Annotated in this window: 15 protein-coding genes; 13 read left to right on the top strand and 2 right to left on the bottom strand. The window is 71.4% G+C overall.

Features of this window, described 5'->3' with window-relative positions; genetic code table 11:
* Positions 1–114: 114 nt before the first annotated feature.
* From ACGF1Z_RS16745 to ACGF1Z_RS16685, 13 genes are all read left to right on the top strand, one after another.
* Positions 115–1,413: a DUF6716 putative glycosyltransferase gene (locus tag ACGF1Z_RS16745; RefSeq protein ID WP_393004544.1), complete on the top strand. Its 1,299-nt coding sequence runs from the start codon at positions 115–117 to the stop codon at positions 1,411–1,413.
* On the top strand, positions 1,413–2,612 hold the full coding sequence (locus ACGF1Z_RS16740; RefSeq protein WP_393004543.1) for a cytidylyltransferase domain-containing protein: 1,200 nt from the start codon (positions 1,413–1,415) through the stop codon (positions 2,610–2,612). The genes ACGF1Z_RS16745 and ACGF1Z_RS16740 overlap by 1 nt, the downstream gene beginning before the upstream one ends.
* A gap of 12 nt (positions 2,613–2,624) precedes the next feature.
* Positions 2,625–3,518, top strand: a complete 894-nt coding sequence (locus ACGF1Z_RS16735) for an N-acetylneuraminate synthase family protein (protein ID WP_393004541.1) — start codon at positions 2,625–2,627, stop codon at positions 3,516–3,518.
* The gene (locus ACGF1Z_RS16730; RefSeq protein WP_393004539.1) at positions 3,515–4,636 is read left to right on the top strand and encodes a hypothetical protein; all 1,122 of its coding nucleotides are present in this window, start codon (positions 3,515–3,517) and stop codon (positions 4,634–4,636) included. The genes ACGF1Z_RS16735 and ACGF1Z_RS16730 overlap by 4 nt, the downstream gene beginning before the upstream one ends.
* Before the next feature lie 116 nt (positions 4,637–4,752).
* Entirely contained in the window at positions 4,753–5,985 is a 1,233-nt protein-coding gene (locus ACGF1Z_RS16725; RefSeq protein WP_393004537.1) for an amidohydrolase, read from the top strand.
* Positions 5,986–6,318: 333 nt separating this feature from the next.
* Positions 6,319–7,380 (top strand): BMP family protein, encoded by a 1,062-nt coding sequence (locus tag ACGF1Z_RS16720; protein WP_393004535.1) that lies wholly within the window; start codon positions 6,319–6,321, stop codon positions 7,378–7,380.
* 118 nt (positions 7,381–7,498) lie between these two features.
* Positions 7,499–9,211: an ABC transporter ATP-binding protein gene (locus ACGF1Z_RS16715; RefSeq protein ID WP_393004533.1), complete on the top strand. Its 1,713-nt coding sequence runs from the start codon at positions 7,499–7,501 to the stop codon at positions 9,209–9,211.
* Positions 9,208–10,326: an ABC transporter permease gene (locus ACGF1Z_RS16710; RefSeq protein ID WP_393004531.1), complete on the top strand. Its 1,119-nt coding sequence runs from the start codon at positions 9,208–9,210 to the stop codon at positions 10,324–10,326. The genes ACGF1Z_RS16715 and ACGF1Z_RS16710 overlap by 4 nt, the downstream gene beginning before the upstream one ends.
* Positions 10,323–11,588, top strand: coding sequence for an ABC transporter permease (locus ACGF1Z_RS16705; protein WP_393004529.1), 1,266 nt, complete (start codon positions 10,323–10,325; stop codon positions 11,586–11,588). Before ACGF1Z_RS16710 ends, ACGF1Z_RS16705 begins: the two co-directional genes overlap by 4 nt.
* A complete protein-coding gene (locus ACGF1Z_RS16700; protein WP_393004527.1) occupies positions 11,585–11,989 on the top strand; it encodes a cytidine deaminase in 405 nt (134 codons plus the stop codon). The genes ACGF1Z_RS16705 and ACGF1Z_RS16700 overlap by 4 nt, the downstream gene beginning before the upstream one ends.
* A gap of 91 nt (positions 11,990–12,080) precedes the next feature.
* A complete protein-coding gene (locus ACGF1Z_RS16695) occupies positions 12,081–13,358 on the top strand; it encodes a thymidine phosphorylase (protein WP_393004525.1) in 1,278 nt (425 codons plus the stop codon).
* Positions 13,359–13,474: 116 nt separating this feature from the next.
* Entirely contained in the window at positions 13,475–14,053 is a 579-nt protein-coding gene (locus ACGF1Z_RS16690; RefSeq protein ID WP_393004523.1) for a Uma2 family endonuclease, read from the top strand.
* Between the two features lie 146 nt (positions 14,054–14,199).
* Positions 14,200–14,502 carry an STAS domain-containing protein gene (locus ACGF1Z_RS16685; protein ID WP_393004521.1) on the top strand — a complete coding sequence of 101 codons (303 nt, stop codon included), beginning with the start codon at positions 14,200–14,202 and terminating at the stop codon, positions 14,500–14,502.
* Between the two features lie 3 nt (positions 14,503–14,505).
* Here the strand turns inward: ACGF1Z_RS16685 and ACGF1Z_RS16680 are convergent, their stop codons facing one another.
* A complete protein-coding gene (locus ACGF1Z_RS16680; protein WP_393004519.1) occupies positions 14,506–15,468 on the bottom strand; it encodes a sigma-70 family RNA polymerase sigma factor in 963 nt (320 codons plus the stop codon).
* 90 nt (positions 15,469–15,558) lie between these two features.
* On the bottom strand, positions 15,559–16,254 hold the full coding sequence (locus ACGF1Z_RS16675) for a L,D-transpeptidase family protein (RefSeq protein WP_393004517.1): 696 nt from the start codon (positions 16,252–16,254) through the stop codon (positions 15,559–15,561).
* Positions 16,255–16,308 lie beyond the last annotated feature (54 nt).

The following is a 16,308-nucleotide window of genomic DNA, read 5'->3' as shown; positions in this document are numbered from 1 at the left end:
ACCCCGGACCCCTTCCCCTTTCTGTCCGTTTCCCGCAATGCGTCATGGTGCTGTTAACCATTTGTTGTGGCCCAGTTGGGCCGCGAATCCCCCGGCCCTCCTAGCGTCCTCGACGTGCCATCACGTACCGAACGAGCGGCGCGGGTCGCCGTACTCGCCGACTCCGACACCCGGTGGAAATGGGGCGTGCTCACCGCACGCAGAATCACCGCGGAATCCGCCGCGAAAGACGCTCCCCGCGGATTCGTGCTGCGCGGCCGCGCCACCCCCACCGCCCGCCAGCTCGCCGAGACCGCGGTGTCCGACACCGCCCCGCGCGAGGTGACGGGCGCGGAGTTCCTGCGCGAGGTCCGGGACGCCGCGGCGCGCGGCGAGGGATACGACGTCGTCGTCCTCGCCCTGGTCGGCGGCACCGTCCGCGCCATGCTCCACGGACTCGCCGAACTCTCCCTCGACCGCCGCCCGGTGCTCGTCACCGGCTACGTCGGCGTCGTCTACGAGAAGCTCGCCGACGGACTCCTGCTGCGCCACGGCGCCGACGTCGTGCTCGCCAACTCCCGCCACGACGCCGAGCGCTTCCGTGCCGTGTACGAGGGCGTCGGCGCCGACCCGGACGCCGTCGTCGAGGCCGCGCTGCCCTTCCTGGGCGGCGCCCCGTACGCCCCCGAGCCCGGTCGCGACACCCTCGTCTTCGCCGCCCAGCCCTCCGTGCCCGTCACCAGGGCCGAGCGCGTCTACGTGCTGCGCCGGCTGGTCGAGCACGCCCGGGCCAACCCGGACCGCGAGGTGCTGCTCAAGCTGCGCTCCCGGCCCGGCGAACACACCACGCACCTGGAGGAGTTCCCGTACCAGAAGCTGGTGCGCGACCTGTCCGTGCCGCCCAACTTCCGTCTGGTGTACGGGCACATGGGCGAGGTCCTGGACCGCACCGACCTGCTGGTCACCGTCTCCTCCACCGCCGCCCTCGAAGCCCTGCACCGGCGGATCCCCACCGCGATCCTCACCGACCTCGGGATCCGCGAGGCGCTCGGCAACCACCACTTCCTCGGCTCCGGCCTCCTCACCTCCTTCGACCGGCTCGACCGGGGCGGCGCACCGGTGCCCGACGAGGAGTGGCTGGCCCGGCAGGGCGTCGGCGCCGACGGCGGCTACGAGAAGGCCTTCGACGCCGCCGCCGAGCGCGTCGCCGCCCTCCTTGCCGGCCCCGCGCTGCCGCCGATCGCCCCCTACTACACGGCCGGGACCGCCGGGGGCTACCTGCCCGGCATCCTCGCCCGCCACCGCCTCGACGTCACCGCGCCCGAGCCCCGCGAGAGCCGGGCGCGCCGGGTCGTCCGCGAGGCCGCGCGCGGCGCCTACCGCCACGGCGTGCAGCGCGTCGCCCCCGTCATCCGCCGCCTGGGAGAACTGTGATGCCCACCCCGACCGTGCTCGCCGTGATCCCCGCCCGGGGCGGATCCAAGGGCGTCCCCGCCAAGAACACCGCTTCCGTGGCCGGCATCCCGCTGGTGGGCCGCGCGGTGCGCGCCTGCCTCGCCGCCCCGCACGTCACCGACGTCGTCGTCTCCACGGACGACCCGGGCATCGCGGCGGCCGCCCGCGCCTTCGGCGCGGAGGCGGTCCGGCGTCCCGCCGAGCTCTCCGGCGACACCGCCACCAGCGAGTCGGCCGTCCTGCACGCGATGGACGCCTTCGAGGCCACCCACGGCCGCGCCGCCGACGTGGTCCTCCTCGTCCAGTGCACCAGCCCCTTCCTGACGCCCGGCGAGGTCGGGGAGACCGCCGCGAAGGTCGTCTCGGGCGAGGCCGACACGGCCTTCACCGCCGCGCCCAGCCACGGCTTCCTGTGGAAGGACACGGCGCAGGGCGCCGTCGGGGTCAACCACGACGAGGCCCACCGGCCGCGCCGCCAGGACCGCGAGGCCGAGTACCTGGAGACGGGCGCCGTGTACGGGATGGCCGCCGAAGGCTTCCGCACCGCCCGGCACCGCTTCTTCGGCCGCACCGCGCTCGTCGTCACCGACCCGGCCCGCGTCCTGGAGATCGACGACCCGCACGACCTCGCCCGGGCCCGCGCCCTGGCACCGCTGCTCGACGCCCCGGCCACGCCGGCGCTCGCCGATGTCGACGCCGTGGTCCTCGACTTCGACGGGACCCAGACCGACGACCGCGTCCACATCGACGCCGACGGACGCGAGTTCGTCTCCGTGCACCGCGGCGACGGCCTCGGCATCGCGGCCCTGCGCAGGGCCGGCGTCCCGCTGCTGATCCTCTCCACCGAGCAGAACCCCGTCGTCGCCGCCCGCGCCCGCAAGCTCCGGATCCCGGTGCTGCACGGCGTGGACCGCAAGGACCTCGCCCTCAAGCAGTGGTGCGACGAGCAGGGCATCGACCCGCAGCGGGTGCTCTACGCCGGCAACGACGTCAACGACCTGCCCTGCTTCCACCTCGTCGGCTGGCCCGTCGCGGTGGGCAGCGCCCACGACTCCGTACGGGCCGCCGCCCGCGCGGTCACCGACACCCCCGGCGGCTCCGGAGCGATCCGCGAGATCGCCGCCTGGCTCCTCGGACCCGAGCTCCGCATCCCCGAGCCCCACACCCCCGACGCATAAGGAACCACCATCATGAGCAACCGCCTCCGCACCCTCGGCAGCAAGACCGCCGGCCCGGGCCGGCCCGTCTACATCACGGGTGAGATCGGCATCAACCACAACGGCGACCTGGACAACGCCTTCGCGCTCATCGACGTGGCCGCCGAGGCGGGCTGTGACGCCGTCAAGTTCCAGAAGCGCACCCCCGAGATCTGCACCCCGCGCGACCAGTGGGACATCGAGCGCGACACCCCCTGGGGGCGGATGACGTACATCGACTACCGCCACCGCGTCGAGTTCGGCGAGGACGAGTACCGCGCCATCGACGAGCACTGCAGGAAGCGCGGCATCGACTGGTTCGCCTCCCCGTGGGACACCGAGGCCGTCTCCTTCCTGGAGAAGTTCGACCTCCCCGCCCACAAGGTGGCCTCCGCCTCCCTCACCGACGACGAACTGCTGCGCGAGCTGCGCGCGACCGGCCGCACGGTGATCCTCTCCACCGGCATGTCCACCCCGAAGCAGATCCGCCACGCGGTCGAGGTCCTGGGCAGCGACAACATCCTGCTCTGCCACGCCACCTCCACCTACCCGGCGAAGGCCGAGGAGCTCAACCTGCGCGTGATCCAGACGCTGCAGGAGGAGTACCCGAACGTCCCGATCGGCTACTCCGGCCACGAGACGGGCCTGCAGACCACCCTCGCCGCCGTCGCCCTCGGCGCGACCTTCGTCGAGCGCCACATCACCCTCGACCGCGCCATGTGGGGCTCCGACCAGGCCGCCTCCGTCGAGCCGCAGGGCCTGCAGCGCCTGGTCCGCGACATCCGCACGATCGAGGCCGCGCTCGGCGACGGCGTCAAGAAGGTCTACGAGTCGGAGCTCGGCCCGATGAAGAAGCTCCGCCGGGTTCCGGGACTCGTCGCCGCATGACCGGCCAGCTGGCGTTCGTCGAGAGTCCGGTCCAGCTCCTGAACGTCCTGGAGTGGGCCCACGCCGCGGCCCTCCGGGGCGCCCCGGCCCGCCTCGGCGCGGTCCCGCCCCAGCCGGACCGGCGCCACGGCGCGGCCGCGCCGGTCCCGCCGGCCGTCCCCCCGCTCGCGCACGCCGGCCTCACCGTGGTCGTCCTCTCGCCCACCGACCCCATGTCCCGTGGCCAGCTGCGCAGGATGGCGCAGCTGGCCAGGGACGAGGGGGTCACGGTGCGGTGGCAGGACGCGCGGCAGGGCAGGGGAGCCGTGGCGAGGACGCTCAGAGAGCTCTCGGGGCCCCTGCGGACCGCCGAGCGCGTGATCGTCGGGGACCCCTTCTCGCGCTACGTCCAGCTGCTGCTCAGCCTCTTCGGCCCCCGCCGGGTCACCGTCGTCGACGACGGCACGGCCACCATGGAGTTCGCCGCCCAACTCGCACGCGGCGAGCGGCTGGTGCGCTGGCACCGGCGGGGCGGCGGGGGCCCGCGTGAGCTGGTCCTCGCCCCCGTGACCTCGCTCGCCCGCCGCAAGCTCGCGCCGGGCCGGCACCGGACCGTGGAGATCTTCACCTCGCTGCCGGTCGAGCCGCCGCCTGGCACCACCGTCACGGCCAACGACTTCGCCTGGACCCGCTCCCGCTTCGGCCCGCCCCGGCTCACCCGCGGCGCCGACCTGGTCGGCACCTCGCTCGTGGAGACCGGGGTCGTGGATCCCGACGAGTACCTGCGGGCCGTCGCCGTCCTCGCCGGCACCCACGGCGCCACCCGTTACTTCGCCCACCGCCGCGAGAGCGCCGAGAAGCTGCACCGCATCGCCGTGGAGACCGGCCTGGAGGTGGTCCGTCCCGATCTGCCGCTGGAGCTGATCGCCCGCCGCGGCCCCATCGGACGCACGGTCGTCAGCTTCCCGTCGACCGTCGTGCACACCCTGCCGCTGGCCCTGGCCGGCACGGGGGTGAAGGTCGCGGTCTGCGAGATCGCCCCCGAATGGCTCCGCGACAACGCGTCCCCCCGCGCGCAGGGCTTCCTGGCGGGCGTCGCGGGCTCCGCGACCCTCACGGAAAGGCTCGAATTCGGCTAACCATACCCACAGAGGGTGACGGTCATGCCCGGGAAACAAGATTTCTTTCCCCTAACGGGCTGAACTTTTCGTGATCAACGGGCAGTTGATCTCCCTGGGGGCCTACCCTTCAAAAGGTGAACCAGTTGAAGTCCCGTGAGCCCGGCCCCGGGGCGGCGCCCGCAGCGCTGCCCGGAACGCTGTCCGAACCCCTGCGTGCCGAACTGATCGCGTTCCGCAGGGACTTGCACATGCATCCCGAGCTCGGCAACCAGGAGTTCCGTACCACCGCCGCGCTCAAGGCCCGCCTGGAGGCGGCCGGGCTGCACCCGAAGGTGCTCCCGGGCGGCACCGGGCTCATGTGCGACATCGGGACCTGGGACGGCGTCCGGCCCGTGCTGGCGATCCGCGCCGACCTCGACGCGCTGCCCATCCCGGACGTCAAGACCGTCTCGTACCGGTCCACCGAGCCGAACCGCGCCCACGCCTGCGGCCACGACGTCCACACCACGGCCGTTCTGGGCGCCGGACTGGTGCTCGCCGACCTCGACCGCCAGGGCCGGCTGCCCGCGGCCGTACGACTGGTGTTCCAGCCCGCGGAGGAGGTCCTTCCGGGCGGCGCCGCCGACGCCATCGCGGCGGGCGTCCTGGACGGCGTCGGGCGCATCATCGCGGTGCACTGCGACCCGAGGGTCGACGCCGGGAAGATCGGCCTGCGGGTCGGGCCCATCACCTCCGCCTGCGACCGCCTGGAGATCACGCTCGACGGCCCCGGCGGCCACACCGCCCGCCCGCACCTGACCACCGACCTGGTGACGGCCGCCGCCCGGGTCGCCGTCGACGTCCCGGCGGTGCTGGCCCGCCGGGTGGACGCCCGGTCCGGCCTCTCGGTCACCTGGGGCCGCATCGAGGCCGGTCACGCGCCGAACGTCATCCCGCAGCACGCCGAGCTGTCCGGCACCGTCCGCTGCCTGGACCTGCCGTCCTGGCGCGACGCCCCCGACATGGTGCACGCGGCGATCGACGAGGTCGCCGCCCTCCACCGGGCCAAGTCGACCGTCGAGTACGTCCGCGGCGTGCCGCCGGTCGTCAACGACCCGGTGATCGTCGAGCTGCTCCGCGACGCCATGACCGCCCGGCGCGGGCCGTACGCGATCGAGGACACCGAGCAGTCCCTCGGCGGCGAGGACTTCTCCTGGTACCTGGAGCACGTCCCCGGCGCGATGGCCCGGCTCGGCGTCCGCGCTCCGGGCGACACCCGGGTCCGCGACCTGCACGCGGGCGACTTCGACGTCGACGAGCGGGCCATCGGGGTCGCGGTCGAGCTCTTCACCGCCGCGGCGCTCATCGACGCCGAGCCGAAGCGCTGATCCGGACGACGCGCCGCTGATCCGACGCGCCGATCCCGTGTCGAAGCAACCGTCGAAATCCGGACTTTAAGTACGACTTTTAGGTGGCCGGGCGGCGTTCATCCGTCCGGCCCCTCACTCGGCGTGTCGATTCGGGGCCCGGTCCGCGGGCCCGCACCAGCGTGTATGACGGGCCGTATCGGGCCGGACGCCGGGGGTGGTCCCCTGGCTGGTTCGCGTCGATCCGATAACGACTCATGAACGGGTCTTTAACTGACATCTACGCGCGTTACGATCGCCGCGAAACCAGCGCCGGAAGAGGCGCTTTCGGTCAGTCTTGAAGGGACCCTCCTCTTGCGCCGGATCACCAGGATCACGACCGTGGGCATCGCCTCCGCGGCGCTCGCCCTGTCCGCCACCGCGTGTGGCAAGTCGTCGTCGGACGCCGGCTCGAGCTCCAGCAGCTCCAGCGCCGGCGCCACCAAGGCCGCCATCGCCTACGACATCGGCGGCCGCGGCGACCAGTCCTTCAACGACGCCGCCTACGAGGGCCTGAAGAAGGCCGAGGACGAGCTCGACGTCAAGGGTGCCGAGGCCGAGCCGTCCGCGGGCGAGGGCGACGCCGACAAGGTGCAGCGCCTCACCGCGCTGGCCCGCGCCGGCAACAACCCGGTCATCGGCGTCGGCTTCGCCTACGCCCCGGCCATCGAGAAGGTCGCCAAGGCCTACCCGAAGACCACCTTCGGCCTCATCGACGACACGTCGAAGACCGGCAAGAACATCGCCAACCTGGTCTTCAACGAGGAGCAGGGCTCCTACCTGGCCGGCGTCGCCGCCGCCAAGGCGACCAAGAGCAACAAGGTCGGCTTCATCGGCGGTGTCGAGGTTCCGCTGATCAAGAAGTTCGAGGCGGGCTTCACCCAGGGCGTCAAGGACACCAACCCCAAGGTCCAGGTGCTCACCCAGTACCTGACCCAGCCGCCGAACTTCGACGGCTTCTCGAAGCCCGACCTCGGCAAGGCCGCCGCGCAGGGCCAGCTCGACCAGGGCGCCGACGTGATCTACGCGGCCGCCGGTCTCGCCGGCTCCGGCGCGATCGAGGCCACCGCCAAGGCCGGCAAGTGGGCCATCGGTGTGGACTCGGACCAGTACAACCAGAAGGGTCTGGCCGCCTACAAGGACCACATCCTGACCTCGGTCACCAAGGACGTCTCGGACTCCGTCTACAACCTGATCAAGTCGGTCAAGGACGGCAAGCCGCAGAACGGTGAGATCCGCTACGGCCTCGCCACGGACGGCGTCGGCCTGGCCACGTCCAACCCGGCGTACTCCAGCATGACCGACATGGTCGCCGCGGTCGAGGCCGCGAAGAAGAACATCGTCGACGGCAAGATCACCGTCAAGACCACGCCGTAAGGGCGCCCAGGTCCTGACCTGAGCCCAGGGCCCGGCGGCGGTGGGAGCCCCCACCGCCGCCGGGCCCCGGCTCCATTCCCGTACGGGTTTTCAATTTTCGGCAGTGCTACGCGTGTAGATGTCCCAGCGGCACGATAACTTCGCCCCGCCCTGCCCGTCCGCTCCCGCTCCTTCCGGCCAAGGAGAGTGCGCCATCAACGCGTCCAGCCCCCCTGCCGTAGAACTTCACGGCATCACCAAGCGATTCCCCGGCGTCGTCGCCAACAAGGACATCGCCATCACCGTCCGCAAGGGCACCGTGCATGCCCTCATCGGCGAGAACGGTGCCGGCAAGTCGACCCTGATGAAGATCCTCTACGGCATGCAGAAGCCGGACGAGGGCACCATCGCCATCGACGGGGAGCAGGTCACCTTCTCCAGCCCCGGCGACGCCATCGCGCGCGGCATCGGCATGGTGCACCAGCACTTCATGCTCGCCGACAACCTCACCGTCCTGGAGAACGTCGTCCTCGGCGGCGAGAAGCTCCACGGCATCGGGGCCAAGGCCCGCAGGAAGATCAAGGAGATCTCCGAGGCGTACGGCCTGGGGGTCCGCCCCGACGCGCTGGTCGAGGACCTCGGGGTCGCCGACCGGCAGCGCGTGGAGATCCTCAAGGTCCTCTACCGCGGTGCCAAGATCCTCATCCTCGACGAGCCGACCGCCGTGCTCGTGCCGCAGGAGGTCGACGCGCTCTTCGACAACCTGCGCGAGCTCAAGGCCGAGGGCCTGACCGTCATCTTCATCTCGCACAAGCTGGGCGAGGTCCTGAAGGTCGCCGACGACATCACCGTCATCCGCCGCGGCACCACCGTCGGCACCGCCGACCCGAAGACCGCCACCACCAAGCAGCTCGCCGAGCTGATGGTCGGCACCGAGCTGCCGTCGCCGGAGACCCGCGAGTCGACCGTCACCGACGTGCCGATGCTCCAGGTCGAGCGGCTGACGCTCACCGAGGCCGGCGCCGCGGCCGCCGTCCCGCTCACCACCGCCGCCCCGCCGGACCCGTCCGGTTCGGTCGGTCTCCAGGAGGTCGGCGAGGGCCGCAAGCTCCTCGACGACATCTCCCTGACCATCCACAAGGGCGAGATCCTGGGCATCGCCGGCGTCGAGGGCAACGGCCAGACCGAGCTCATCGAGGCCCTGATGGGCATGAACAGCCCCGACGCGGGCGTCATCACCCTCGACGGCGAGGACATCTCCGCGGTCTCGGTGCGCAAGCGCCGCGAGGGCGGCATCGGCTACATCCCCGAGGACCGCCACCGCCACGGCCTGCTCCTCGAAGCCCCGCTCTGGGAGAACCGCATCCTCGGCCACGTGACCGAGGCGCCCAACTCCCGGCGCGGCATCCTCGACCCGAAGGCCGCCCGCAAGGACACCGAGCGGATCGTGCGCGAGTACGACGTGCGCACCCCCGGCATCGACGTCACCGCGGCCTCGCTGTCCGGCGGCAACCAGCAGAAGCTGATCGTCGGCCGCGAGATGAGCCACGGCCCGAAGTTCCTGATCGCCGCCCACCCCACCCGCGGTGTGGACGTCGGCGCCCAGGCGCAGATCTGGGACGCGATCCGCGACGCCCGCCGCGAGGGCCTGGCCGTGCTGCTGATCTCCGCCGACCTCGACGAGCTCATCGGCCTGTCCGACACCCTCAAGGTCATGTACCGCGGCAGGCTCGTCGCGGACGCCGACCCCGCCACCATCACGCCCGAGCAGCTGGGCTCCGCCATGACCGGCGCCGCCACCGGCCAGCTCGAAGGCGCCGAAGAGCAGTCCGAAGACGGTGACGCCCGATGATGAAGATCGACAAGGACAAGCTGATCATCGGGGCCGCGGGCCCCGTGCTGGCCCTGGTCACCTCGTTCGTGCTCACCGTGCTGGTGCTGCTCGCGACCGGCCTCGACCCCATCGAGCCGATCCGGCTGATGATCGAGAACGCCGGGTACTCGGACATCCAGGTCCTGATCGTCAACTACACCGGAATCCTCTACCTGGCGGCGCTCGCCGTCGCCATCGGCTTCCGGATGAACCTCTTCAACATCGGCGTCGACGGCCAGTACCGGCTCGCGGCGATGGTCTCCGCGGTGATCGGTGCCTCGATCGAGCTGCCCGGCCCGCTGCACATCCTCGTGATCGTGCTGGCCGCCATGCTCACCGGCGCCTTCTGGGCCGGCATCGCCGGCATCCTGAAGACCACCCGCGGTGTCTCCGAGGTCGTCTCCACGATCATGCTCAACGCCATCGCCACCTCGCTGGTGGCCTGGCTGATCCTGCCGAAGAACTTCGGCGTCCAGCCCGAGGGCTCCAACAACCTGACCACCGGTGAGATCGCCGAGTCCGGCTGGTTCCCCGGCCTCGACATGGGCGAGGGCAACGGCGAGATCTACGGCTTCACCTTCGTCGCGCTCGCGCTCGGCGTCGTCTACTGGTTCGTCCTCAACCGCACCAAGTTCGGCTTCGACCTGCGCGCCACCGGCGCCAGCGAGTCCGCCGCCCAGGCGAGCGGTGTCGACGCCAAGAAGATGGTCCTCACCTCGATGCTGCTCTCCGGCGCCCTCGCCGGCCTGTCCGGCATGCCGACGCTGCTCGGCGAGACGCACACGTACAGCCTCGACTTCCCCGTCGGGGTCGGCTTCACCGCCATCACCGTCGCCCTGCTCGGCCGCAACAACCCGGTCGGCATCCTCTTCGCTGCTCTCCTCTTCGCCTTCCTGGAGAAGGCCTCGTCGTCGCTCGACATCGCGGGCTACCCGAAGGAGATCACGCAGATCATGCAGGGCATCATCGTGATCGCCGTGGTCGTCTCCTACGAACTCGTCCGCCGTTACGGCCTCCGCCGCCAGCAGCAGAAGGTCGGCGAGCAGCTGGCCGCCGGCGGCGCCCTCAAGACCGACAAGGAGGTTGCGGCATGAGCACCGGCACCGCCACCAAGCCGAGCGCCGCGCCCAAGAAGGCGGGCGGCCGCCGCAAGCTGACCTGGCCCTGGATCCTGCTGATCGTCGCGGCCGGTCTCGTCCTCTTCTCGCTGGTCCGGGTCATCTCCGGGGCCAACGACCTCACCTCGGTCGGCCAGGTCTCCGGCGCGCTCCAGCTCGCCGTGCCGATCGGACTCGCCGGTCTCGGCGGTCTGTGGTCCGAGCGCGCGGGCGTCGTCAACATCGGTCTCGAGGGCATGATGGTCCTCGGCACCTGGTTCGGCGCCTGGGCCGGCTACCAGTGGGGCCCGTGGACCGGTGTCGTCGTCGGCATGCTCGGCGGCGCGCTGGGCGGCCTGCTCCACGCGATCATCACCGTCACGTTCAACGTGAACCACATCGTCTCCGGTGTGGCGATCAACATCCTCGCGGTCGGCTTCACCCAGTACCTGTCGAACTTCACGTTCGCCGAGGCCGAGGGCGGCTCCTCCAAGCAGTCGCCGCGCATCGACCAGATCACCGACATCACCGTCCCAGGGCTCTCCAGCGGGCTGGCGGACCTCCAGGGCAAGCACTGGTTCCTGATCTCCGACCTGGCCGGCATCCTCGGCGGCCTGGTGACCAACCTGTCGCTGCTCACCATCGTCGCGATCCTGCTGATCCCGCTCACCTGGTGGGTGCTGTGGCGGACGGCCTTCGGCCTGCGGCTGCGCTCCTGCGGTGAGAACCCGGTGGCGGCCGAGTCCCTCGGCGTCAACGTCTACAAGTACAAGTACATCGCCGTCGTGATCTCCGGTGCCCTCGCGGGCCTCGGCGGCGCGTTCCTGGCGATCGTCTCCACGGGCATCTACCAGGAGGGTCAGACCGGCGGCCGCGGCTACATCGGTCTCGCCGCGATGATCTTCGGCAACTGGATGCCGGGCGGCATGGCGATGGGCGCCGGACTGTTCGGCTTCACCGACAGCCTCAAGCTGCGCGGCGGCGCCGAGAACGTCCACGCCCTGCTGCTGCTGGTCGCGCTGCTGCTGGTGATCGCCGCGCTGTGGCAGATGTACCGGAAGAAGTGGGTGGTCGCCGCGATCGGCGCCGTCTTCGCCGTCGGCTTCTTCTTCTGGTACGTGCTCACGGACGAGGTCCCGAGCCAGTTCGTCGACGCCGCCCCGTACGTCACCACGCTGCTCGTGCTGGCCCTGTCGGCGCAGCGGCTGCGGATGCCGAAGGCGGACGGTCTGCCGTACCGGAAGGGCGAGGGCAAGTGACCCCGGCGCCCGCCGAGCCGGACTGGGAGCTGCTGCGGAGGACGGCGCGCGAAGCGATGTCCCACGCGTACGCCCCGTACTCCGGCTACCCGGTCGGCGCGGCGGCCCTCGTCGACGACGGGCGGGTGGTCTCCGGCTGCAACGTCGAGAACGCCTCGTTCGGACTGGGGCTGTGCGCCGAGTGCGGCCTGGTCTCGGAGCTCCAGGCGACCGGCGGCGGCCGGCTGACGCACTTCGTGTGCGTGGACGGCAGCGGCGGCCCGCTGGTGCCGTGCGGCCGGTGCCGGCAGCTGCTGTACGAGTTCGGGGGACCCGAGCTCGTCCTGGAGACGCCCGCCGGGCTGCTGACCCTGGCCGAGATGCTGCCGCAGGCCTTCGGCCCGGACCATCTGGCGAAGTAGTACCGAGGAGCGGCCCTTCCGCCACCATGGAGGGGCCGCTCCCGTCTTCCTCACCGCACCACCCTCTATGCGCGTAGAAAGAGGCACCACCATGGACGTCATCTCCGTCATCCGCACCAAGCGCGACAAGGGCGAGCTGAGCCCGGAGCAGATCGACTGGGTCATCGACGCCTACACCCGCGGCGTGGTCGCCGACGAGCAGATGTCCGCCCTGGCCATGGCGATCCTGCTGAACGGCATGAACCGCGACGAGATCGCCCGCTGGACCGCCGCGATGATCGCGAGCGGCGAGCGCATGAACTTCGACTCGCTCTCCCGTCCCACCGCCGACAAGCACTCCACCGGCGGCGTCGGCGACAAGATCACCCTCCCGCTCGCCCCGCTGGTCGCCGCCTGCGGCGCCGCCGTGCCGCAGCTCTCCGGCCGCGGCCTCGGCCACACCGGCGGCACCCTCGACAAGCTGGAGTCGATCCCCGGCTGGCGCGCGCTGCTCTCCAACGAGGAGATGCTGAACGTCCTCGACACGACCGGCGCGGTCATCTGCGCGGCGGGCGACGGCCTGGCCCCGGCGGACAAGAAGCTCTACGCGCTCCGCGACGTCACGGGCACGGTCGAGGCCATCCCGCTGATCGCCTCCTCCATCATGTCGAAGAAGATCGCCGAGGGCACCGGCTCGCTGGTCCTGGACGTGAAGGTCGGCACCGGCGCCTTCATGAAGAACATCGAGGACGCCCGCGAGCTCGCCTCCACCATGGTCGCGCTCGGCACCGACAGCGGCGTGAAGACGGTCGCCCTGCTGACCGACATGTCCACCCCGCTCGGCCTCACCGCCGGCAACGCGCTCGAGGTCCGCGAGTCGGTCGAGGTCCTCGCGGGCGGCGGCCCGGCGGACGTCGTCGAGCTGACCGTCGCCCTCGCCCGCGAGATGCTCGCGGCGGCCGGCATCAAGGACGCCGACCCGGCGAAGGCCCTCGCCGACGGCTCCGCCATGGACGTCTGGCGCCGCATGATCGCCGCACAGGGCGGCGACCCGGACGCGACCCTCCCGGTCGCCCGCGAGCAGCACGTCGTGACGGCCCCGACCTCCGGTGTCCTGACTCGCCTCGACGCCTACGACATCGGCATCGCCGCCTGGCGCCTCGGCGCCGGCCGCGCCCGCAAGGAGGACCCGGTGCAGGCCGGCGCGGGCGTCGAGCTCCACGCCAAGCCGGGCGACACGGTCACGGCGGGCCAGCCGCTCCTGACGCTCCACACGGACACCCCGGAGAAGTTCGACTACGCCCTGAAGTCCCTGGACTCGTCCTGGGACATCGCCCCCGCGGGCACGACCTTCACGCCGAACCCGATCGTGCTGGACCGCATCGCGTGACGCGGTGATCGCCTCCGGCATGTGCCGGTGACACCTTCGGGTGAACGGGGTCGATGGACGTCCATCGACCCCGTTCGGCATGCTGGGATCGGTGACGACCGATGGAGGAGCACACCATGGGCGCACTCGCCGTCGAGGCCGGACAGGGTTGGGACGATGTCGTCCGCCTCTGGCACGAGATGGAATGGCCCGAGGGCTGCAAGGTGGAGATCATCGAGGGGATCATCACCGTGGCGCCGTCACCCGCCAATCAGCACAACAGCATCGCCGAGCGGATCCAGCGCCGCTTGTACACGGTGGTTCCCGAGGACTGGGGCATCTACCAGACCCAGGCGGTTGCCGTTCCGGCCCGGGCGGGCATGTTCATCCCCGACCTGCTCGTGGCGCCTGAGGCCGCTCTGAGGGAGCCCGGCCACTACATCCCGGCCACGACCGCCGAGCTCGTCGTGGAGATCACCTCGCAGTCGAGCGCGAACCACGACCGCATCGCGAAGGCTGCCGGCTACGCGATGGCCGGAGTGCCGCTCTGTCTGCTGGTCGACCGATGGGCGCCGGGCGGTCCGACGGTGACCCTCTACGGTCAGCCGAAGGGGGGCGTCCACCGCGTCCTGGGTGCCGTCCCGTTCGGCGAGGAGATCCGCCTTCCCGCCCCCTTCGACCTCACCCTCGACACCCCCGACTTCCCCGTCAGCTGACCGCCCTCGCTCCCGCCCCCAGCAGCCCCGGCGGCTCCCGCGTGTGGCCGAAGACCCGGGTGCCCGGGCCCTCCAGCCGTTCCGCCCTCGTCAGACCTCCGCAGTAGCCGAACGCGCGCATTCCGGCCGCGCGGACCCACGGGGCGATGAGTTCCGGGCGTCCCGGCGGTCTGCCTGGTGTGGACACCTCGCGCACCCTCGAACTGCGGCTCTCCGGGCGGCCCTCCCCGGACGACGTCGGCCGGCTCTGTGCCCTGCTCGACGCGGCCGAGCCCTGCCTGGTCCGGTGCGAGATCGGCGGGCTGGGGCGGGCCGATCTCGCCGTCGTGGACGCGCTCGCGCGGGTGCGGCTCGCCGCGCGGCGGCGCGGGCACCGGCTGGAGTTCCGGGGCGCCGCGCCGGAGCTGCGCGGGGTGCTCGAACTCGTCGGGCTCGGCGAGCTGCTGTGAGGGTCAGGCGTCGAGGCGCTCCGGAAGGTCGAAGAGCGGGAACCAGCGCTTGGTGTCGAGGAAGAAGTCCATCCCGCCGATCTTCCCGTCGTTCAGCTGGAGGACGATCAGCGCCCACGGCGCGAAGCCGCCCTCCGGGTCCGGGTGGTAGTGCGCGAAGGCCGGCTGGCCGTTCGCCACGGTCGGCACCAGCTTCGAGCCGCGGCACACCTCGCCGACGCCGAGCATCCAGCCCACGATGTCCTCGTGGCCGCGCAGCCACAGGTCGTACGGCGGCATGGACATCGTCGCGTCCTCGTGCAGGAGGGTCGTCAACGCCTGCATGTCGTAGCCCTCGAAGGCCGCCACATAGCGGTCCAGGAGCGCCTTCTGCTCCTCGTCCAGGGGGTTCGCGGCGTCGGAGGTGGCCGGGGCCTGCTCCGCGATGGTCGCCCGGGCCCGCTGCAGCGCGCTGTTGACCGAGGCGACGGTCAGACCGAGCAGCTCGGCGACCTCGCTCGCCTTCCACGCGAGGACCTCGCGCAGGATGAGCACCGCCCGCTGCTTCGGCGGCAGGTGCTGCAGCGCGGCCACGAACGCCAGCCGCACCGTCTCGCGCGAGACGGCCGTCTCCGCGGGGTCGGCCACCGAAGGCAGCACGCGGCCGTCCGGCACCGGCTCCAGCCAGGTGACCTCCGGGCGCTCGTTGAGCCGGGCCTGGGCGACCGGGGTCGGGTCCGTCAGGTCCATCGGACGGGCCCGGCGACTGCCGGCGCTGAGGGAGTCGAGGCAGACGTTCGTGGCGATCCGGTACAGCCAGGAGCGGAGGGACGAGCGGCCCTCGAAGGAGTCGAGCGAGCGCCAGGCGCGGACCATCGTGTCCTGCACGGCGTCCTCCGCCTCGAAGGCGGAGCCCAGCATCCGGTAGCAGTAACCGGTCAGCTCCGTGCGGTACTTCTCCAGGTCCTCGGTCATCTGTGCAGCCATCGGTCCACCCCGCTCGCCCCTCACCGGCGCCCGTTCGACGCCGATGAGGGGAAGCTATCGCAGGGCACCGACAGCCGGGGCCGGTTCCGCTCAGGTGCCCAGCTTGCGCCCGTACACGTAGACGTCGTCACCGTTGCGGAGCAGGCTCCAGTACGCCTTGGCGTCCTTCTGCGTCATGTTGACGCAGCCGGCCGAACCCGGCGGGTTCCACATCGACTTGGTGACCGAGTGGAAGGCCTGGCCGCCGTCGAAGAACTGCGCGTACGGCATCGACACGTTGTAGAGCGTCGACCAGTGGTTGATGTTGCGCCAGTAGATCTTCTTCAGGCCGGTGCGGGTCTCCGAGCCGTCCCTTCCGGTGCGCACCGGCACCGGGCCGTACTTCAGCCGGGAGCCGTCCTGGATCCAGCTGAGCTGGCGGGTCAGGTCGACACAGGCGATCCGGCCCTTGTTCGTCGGGCACTTGCCGGCCTTGTTGGGATTGCTGCCGGCCGCCCGCTGGGTCAGCATCGTGTACATGGTCCGCCAGGTGACCGTGCCGGCGTACCCCTGGGTCGGGGTGATGCCGTGCTTGGCCTGGAAGGCCTGGATGGCCTTGCAGTCGGTGAGCGACTGCTTCCCGTCGACCGGACGGCCGAGGAACTGCTCCACCTGCTTCTGGTACGGGCCGGTCGTGACGTTGCACGACGCGGCCTGCGCCGGGGCGGCGGTGAGCGCCACCGTCATGGGTACCACCAGCGACGTGACCGCGAGCCCGATGCCCGCGCGTCTGCGTATTCCGTTCATGATCGTCAACTCCCCCTAGAGTCCTGACCCGTTTGACGCTCGGGGGAGCCGAAC

This window comes from Streptomyces sp. NPDC048018 (genome assembly GCF_043202995.1).
Classification (GTDB): Bacteria; Actinomycetota; Actinomycetes; order Streptomycetales; family Streptomycetaceae; genus Streptomyces.
The sequence above is the reverse complement of the archived record's forward strand: the minus strand, read 5'-3'. Positions and strand labels throughout refer to the sequence as shown.

Coding starts and splice junctions, on each gene's coding strand:
- ACGF1Z_RS16740 (WP_393004543.1), top strand. CDS start 1,413: ATGCCCACCCCGACCGTGCTCGCCGTGATCCCCGCCCGGGGCGGATCC.
- ACGF1Z_RS16735 (WP_393004541.1), top strand. CDS start 2,625: ATGAGCAACCGCCTCCGCACCCTCGGCAGCAAGACCGCCGGCCCGGGC.
- ACGF1Z_RS16730 (WP_393004539.1), top strand. CDS start 3,515: ATGACCGGCCAGCTGGCGTTCGTCGAGAGTCCGGTCCAGCTCCTGAAC.
- ACGF1Z_RS16715 (WP_393004533.1), top strand. CDS start 7,499: ATGTCCCAGCGGCACGATAACTTCGCCCCGCCCTGCCCGTCCGCTCCC.
- ACGF1Z_RS16710 (WP_393004531.1), top strand. CDS start 9,208: ATGATGAAGATCGACAAGGACAAGCTGATCATCGGGGCCGCGGGCCCC.
- ACGF1Z_RS16705 (WP_393004529.1), top strand. CDS start 10,323: ATGAGCACCGGCACCGCCACCAAGCCGAGCGCCGCGCCCAAGAAGGCG.
- ACGF1Z_RS16695 (WP_393004525.1), top strand. CDS start 12,081: ATGGACGTCATCTCCGTCATCCGCACCAAGCGCGACAAGGGCGAGCTG.
- ACGF1Z_RS16690 (WP_393004523.1), top strand. CDS start 13,475: ATGGGCGCACTCGCCGTCGAGGCCGGACAGGGTTGGGACGATGTCGTC.
- ACGF1Z_RS16685 (WP_393004521.1), top strand. CDS start 14,200: ATGAGTTCCGGGCGTCCCGGCGGTCTGCCTGGTGTGGACACCTCGCGC.
- ACGF1Z_RS16680 (WP_393004519.1), bottom strand. CDS start 15,468: ATGGCTGCACAGATGACCGAGGACCTGGAGAAGTACCGCACGGAGCTG.
- ACGF1Z_RS16675 (WP_393004517.1), bottom strand. CDS start 16,254: ATGAACGGAATACGCAGACGCGCGGGCATCGGGCTCGCGGTCACGTCG.